This is a genomic window from Gluconacetobacter entanii (assembly GCF_003206495.1).
Lineage (GTDB): Bacteria > Pseudomonadota > Alphaproteobacteria > Acetobacterales > Acetobacteraceae > Novacetimonas > Novacetimonas entanii.
Genome location: NZ_NKUF01000088.1, coordinates 1 through 4684, shown reverse-complemented (window position 1 = coordinate 4684; position 4684 = coordinate 1). Strand labels below are relative to the sequence as shown.

At 56.7% G+C, this 4684-nt stretch carries 5 protein-coding genes and 1 pseudogene; 1 reads left to right on the top strand and 5 read right to left on the bottom strand.

Going from position 1 to position 4684, the window contains the following annotated elements; translation table 11 throughout:
• Positions 1–68 precede the first annotated feature (68 nt).
• The 5 genes and pseudogenes from CFR72_RS16230 to CFR72_RS16210 all read right to left on the bottom strand — a co-directional run bounded on the left by CFR72_RS16230 (position 69) and on the right by CFR72_RS16210 (position 4125).
• Positions 69–524 carry a hypothetical protein gene (locus CFR72_RS16230; RefSeq protein ID WP_010512024.1) on the bottom strand — a complete coding sequence of 152 codons (456 nt, stop codon included), beginning with the start codon at positions 522–524 and terminating at the stop codon, positions 69–71.
• A pseudogene (locus tag CFR72_RS16225) lies at positions 521–2524 on the bottom strand (conjugal transfer protein TraG). Before CFR72_RS16225 ends, CFR72_RS16230 begins: the two are co-directional and overlap by 4 nt.
• Positions 2525–2694: 170 nt before the next feature.
• Complete coding sequence (locus CFR72_RS16220) at positions 2695–3273, bottom strand: zeta toxin family protein (protein ID WP_014106943.1); 579 nt, start codon at positions 3271–3273, stop codon at positions 2695–2697.
• A complete protein-coding gene (locus CFR72_RS16215) occupies positions 3270–3491 on the bottom strand; it encodes a hypothetical protein (protein ID WP_010512019.1) in 222 nt (73 codons plus the stop codon). Before CFR72_RS16215 ends, CFR72_RS16220 begins: the two co-directional genes overlap by 4 nt.
• An 88-nt stretch (positions 3492–3579) precedes the next feature.
• On the bottom strand, positions 3580–4125 hold the full coding sequence (locus CFR72_RS16210) for a TetR/AcrR family transcriptional regulator (RefSeq protein WP_014106942.1): 546 nt from the start codon (positions 4123–4125) through the stop codon (positions 3580–3582).
• Between the two features lie 93 nt (positions 4126–4218).
• On the opposite strand from CFR72_RS16210, the gene CFR72_RS17885 reads away from it, so the two are divergent.
• Entirely contained in the window at positions 4219–4464 is a 246-nt protein-coding gene (locus CFR72_RS17885; RefSeq protein ID WP_010512015.1) for a glutathione S-transferase N-terminal domain-containing protein, read from the top strand.
• Positions 4465–4684 lie beyond the last annotated feature (220 nt).

Here is a 4684-nt window from a genome sequence, read left to right as displayed (position 1 = left end):
TAATTCCAGCGTCTCTTCAACAGACGTACCGCCACTCATCATATCCTGAATCATGGTTACCCATAGATTCAGAACTCAACACAAAATGCAACTGTAGTGCTAGCACTGACTTGTGCGTCAGGAGGAAGAACGTCCTCATATAGACGTCGGCCTGTCGCCAGACGCCTGCCGAGCGCTTCGATGAAGCCTTCATAACGCTCGGCCGCCTGCGCCCGTGCAGCAGCAGCCGAGCTTTCGGGCAAGGCGGGCGTCATGATCATCCAGAAACGGATGAACTGGGCCAATGTCTCGACGGTGATCCCGGTATCGCGCTCCAGTCGGGACAGGCGTTTATCGACACGGTCCAGCCGTCGGGTCAGTGCGGCCTGTCCGGTCCCCTCTTCAGGAGAGAAAAAGACAGACAGAGCCGTCTCGACCACGAGGGAGCCGGACTGACGGCGACGGGTGGCCGTATCACTGACAGCTTTGAACAGATCGGGATCGAGATAGACCGTCATCTGCTGCTTCTTGCGGGAGCGTTTCATGGTCCACCGATCTCCATCCCATCATCACGGTCAATGGCGGCCAGCCGCGCTACCTTCTGAAGATCCATAAAGTCCCGGTCCCACCGTGTCGTGCGATTGCCAGCTTCGGGTGATTTCGTCTGCTCCCGCGTGTCATCCCTCTCCGTACGCGGTGGAATATCACTCGGATCGGCGTCCGGTGTGCGCTTGTGACCGGCCCCCAGAGGCGTTTCTTCTTCCTGCGTTGACAGTGGGGGGGCGGCACCATGCACCACCGTCTCGGGCAAGGGACGTCTGGTCCAGTCATCCGGTTGTATCGCGGTCGGTGCTGATATCGTTCCTGGTTGGGGCGGTGGCAGTGCGCGCTCCCGGAAACGGGCATCACTATAATATCGAGCTTTCTTCGCACGAACGGGTGGCGTCCCCGCCGCCATGACAATCTCGTCGGTTGGTGGAAGTTGCATGATTTCACCTGGCGTCAGAAGCGGGCGGGCACTTTCCTGCCGCGAAACCATCAGATGCACCAGCCAGGGTGACAGGCGATGCCCGGCATAGTTTTTCTGTGACCTGATTTCCGTGGCAGTGCCCAATGCATCTGAGACCCGCTTGGCAGTCCGTTCATCGTTGGTGGCAAAACTGACCCGGACGTGACAGTTATCGAGGATCGAATTGTTCTGACCGTAGGCTTTCTCTATCTGATTCAGGCTCTGGGCGATCAGAAAAGCTTTGATGCCGTAACCACCCATGAACGCGAGAGCGCTTTCAAAGAAATCAAGCCGCCCGAGCGCCGGGAATTCGTCCAGCATCATCAGCAGGCGATGGTTATGCTTATGCGCGTTCAGATCCTCTGTCAGTCTGCGCCCGATCTGGTTCAGCATCAGACGGATCAACGGTTTGGTGCGACTGATATCCGAGGGTGGCACGCTGAGATAAAGCGTGGTCGGACGACGCCCTTTGACAATATCCGCAATCCGCCAGGCACAACGCGAAGTGACTTTCGCGACGACCGGATCACGATACAGGCCAAGAAACGACATGGCGGTGGAGAGCACACCAGACCGTTCGTTGGGAGATTTGTTCAGCAGTTCACTGGCGGCGGATGCAACCACCGGATGCGGGCCATCCTTGCCCAGATGCTTCGTCTGCATCATCGCAGCAAGCGTGGCTTCAATTGAGCGTTTCGGATCAGACAGAAGATTGGCAACACCGTAGAGCGTCTTGTCTTTCTCCGCATACAGAACATGGAGGATGGCGCCCACCAGCAGAGAGTGTGATGTTTTCTCCCAATGGTTCCGGCGTTCAAGCGATCCTTCGGGATCGACAAGCACGTCCGCGACATTCTGGGCGTCGCGTACCTCCCACTCCCCCTGCCGGATTTCAAGCAGGGGGTTGTAGGGATCAGAGGCAGGATTGGTCGGATCGAACAGGAGCACGCTGCTGAAACGCGCCCGAAAACCTGCGGTGATCTGCCAGTTTTCTCCCTTGATATCATGGACGATGGCTGATCCCGGCCATGTCAGCAGGGTCGGAATGACAAGCCCCACCCCCTTACCGGAACGGGTCGGCGCGAAACACAAGACATGTTCAGGACCATTATGACGGAGATAATCCCGTCCATACTGCCCGAGAATGACCCCATCGGGATCGAGCAATCCGGATTGCTGCAATTCCTCACGGCTGGCCCAGCGTGCGCTTCCATAGGTTGCGGCCCGTCTTACCTCACGAGCCCGACGAATGGAAAGCGCGACCGCTGCCACAACAGCCAGTACGCCGCCACTACCGGCGATCCACCCGCCCTGATTAAAAATATCCGGGGCATAGGCGTCGTAGACATACCACCACCAGAAAACCATGGGGGGCCAGTAGACAGGCCAATGATGCGCAAGCGTGAATCAGGGCTGACCAAGCTGGGGCTGAAAGCCCAGTTTCCACGCCACCCATTGCGTCGCCATCCACCATGACAGGATGATCATGAGCAGGACGACGCTCACCTGCCCCCATAAAATCCGTGATCCGGACATAGTGCTTTCCTCCATAGAAACCCATGGAAGAAAGGAAACGAAGACACTTAACTGGATTCAATGTTTTCCGCCCTACCTGCGCGGCCCGGCGCAAAGAGGCGTAAAATTGTCGGCGCAAGCGTTACCAGAACCCATTCCAACAGCGTGTCTGGTCTTGGCGACAAAACGCACTAACGGCAGAAGTCCGGACATGTGCTGACCAGCCATGCAGGCATAGTCATACCTCGACGCACAATCTGACCATTCTCGATTTCAAGCACAGGCTCCGGCATAACGCCTGAATTATCGGAGATGACAACACGGTCAGACAGGCCAATAACAGTCGGAAGATTGGCGAGACTGCCAATATATCGTCTGCGAATGGCTTCCGGTTCAATGAAATGTCCACCACCCGCAGCACGTGCCCTGACGCGCTGAACATTCATTTCGACCGACGCCAGAGCAATATATCTCAGCTCGATATGATATCCGGCGTTCCGCGCCGCCGTGATGCGACGGATTACGGAACGGCCAGATAATGTCGTTTCGAGAGAAATCGACTTCCCGGCGGCCAGCGACGCGTTGAATATCTCGATGGCTCGCCGTCCGGCCTCCCTGTCTGCATCGCGCGGGCTGCCTGGGTTGATCCCCCGCGCTATCTGGTCGGGGTCAATGACGATGTCGACCGGCTCAATGTCAGCGCTCGTGCCAACCCGCAGACTGCTTTTTCCGGAGCCGTTCGGTCCTGCGTAAATCAGTAATCGTGTCACGCGGGATAGGGAAAATCTTCGTCGCGGAACTCTTCCAGCGGTGCAAGACGTTCAACCCGACCGCCGGGAAATTCGCGCACAACCCATCCCTTCTGGACATAGGTCATGATCTCGCCGCTCGCTGTCCGGGCTTCCCGTGCCCGCTCGCCAGCAACGCGGACCGCCTCAAAGCTGGCCCATGCATAGTGCTGCCGCTCCTGCATCTTGTATTCGGACATGACGACCCCGTTTATCCATGACGTTCTATGGAGTCACTCATAGCACAATCGTTGTCTGACGCGCAGAGGTCTTTTGCCCAGACGGACATCAGGCCTGCGTTGATATCCCCACAGAAGCCAGAACACCGACCGCTTCCCGTCTGAGCGGTTCTATTTCGTCGAGGGCCGCCAGCCAGAATGTAGCTCCTTGCAAACGTGTCAGGGCGTCCGTGGCTGCCCGCATAGGGTCATCAACCGCACCCTTTTCGAGGATTTCCGCCATTCGGGCGCGCAATGCAATTACGAAATCCCGGACAGCCGTCTTCGCCTCTGGCGTGTCAATCGGGACTCCGAAAGCCAGGTGGAAGCCTACACATCGTCCACGCTCGCTAAAGACTGCGACAATACGGTCGATCAGTTCTCGATAAGTGTGCATCCAGTCGACTGCCGGATCGGGAAGCCCTTCAAAAGTTTCCTTCAGGGTCAATTCGAGAACATCAACGACGAGCGATTCCTTACTTGGAAGACGATTATAAAGACTGGACTTCTTCAGACCGACCCGCTCGGCCAGGTCGTTCATCGAAGCGCCGGTGTATCCCCGTTCCCGGAAGAGTTCGCGCGCAGCAATCACGATATCGTCATAGGATGCTTTCATCTTTATTCTTCCATTAAGACCGATCGGTCAGGTTTCCTGATTCCTGGATCATTTCATTCTCAAAGTGTCAGTCCATCGTCAGGAGACTCAGTCATGAAACTCTATGATCTCGATGTATCCGGCAATTGCTACAAGGTGCGCCTGTTTGCAGCCCTTACCGGCATTCCTCTTGACCTTGTGCCGGTTGATTTTTCCAAAGATGAGCAACACAGCTCGTTGTTTACGGACCTGAATCCATTTCAGGAAGTACCGGTTCTCGTCGATGGCGAGACGGTCGTCCGGGATTCTCAGGCCATTCTCGTCTATCTGGCTTGCAGTCTGTCCGACCAGCGATGGTGACCCGATGACAGACGCGTTCAGGCGAACATTGTCGGGTGGCTGTCAGTTGCAGCCTGTGAGATCCGCAATGGGCCGAATGCCGCACGTCTGATCAGGAAGTTCGGTGTCGATCTCGACATGGAGGGGTCGTTTGCGGGAGGGGGCGAAATCCTACGCTAAGGATTTAGGCCAGCGATATTCGCCGGTGAGGTTGATGTGTTCCCATCCCAGCGGTGAGACA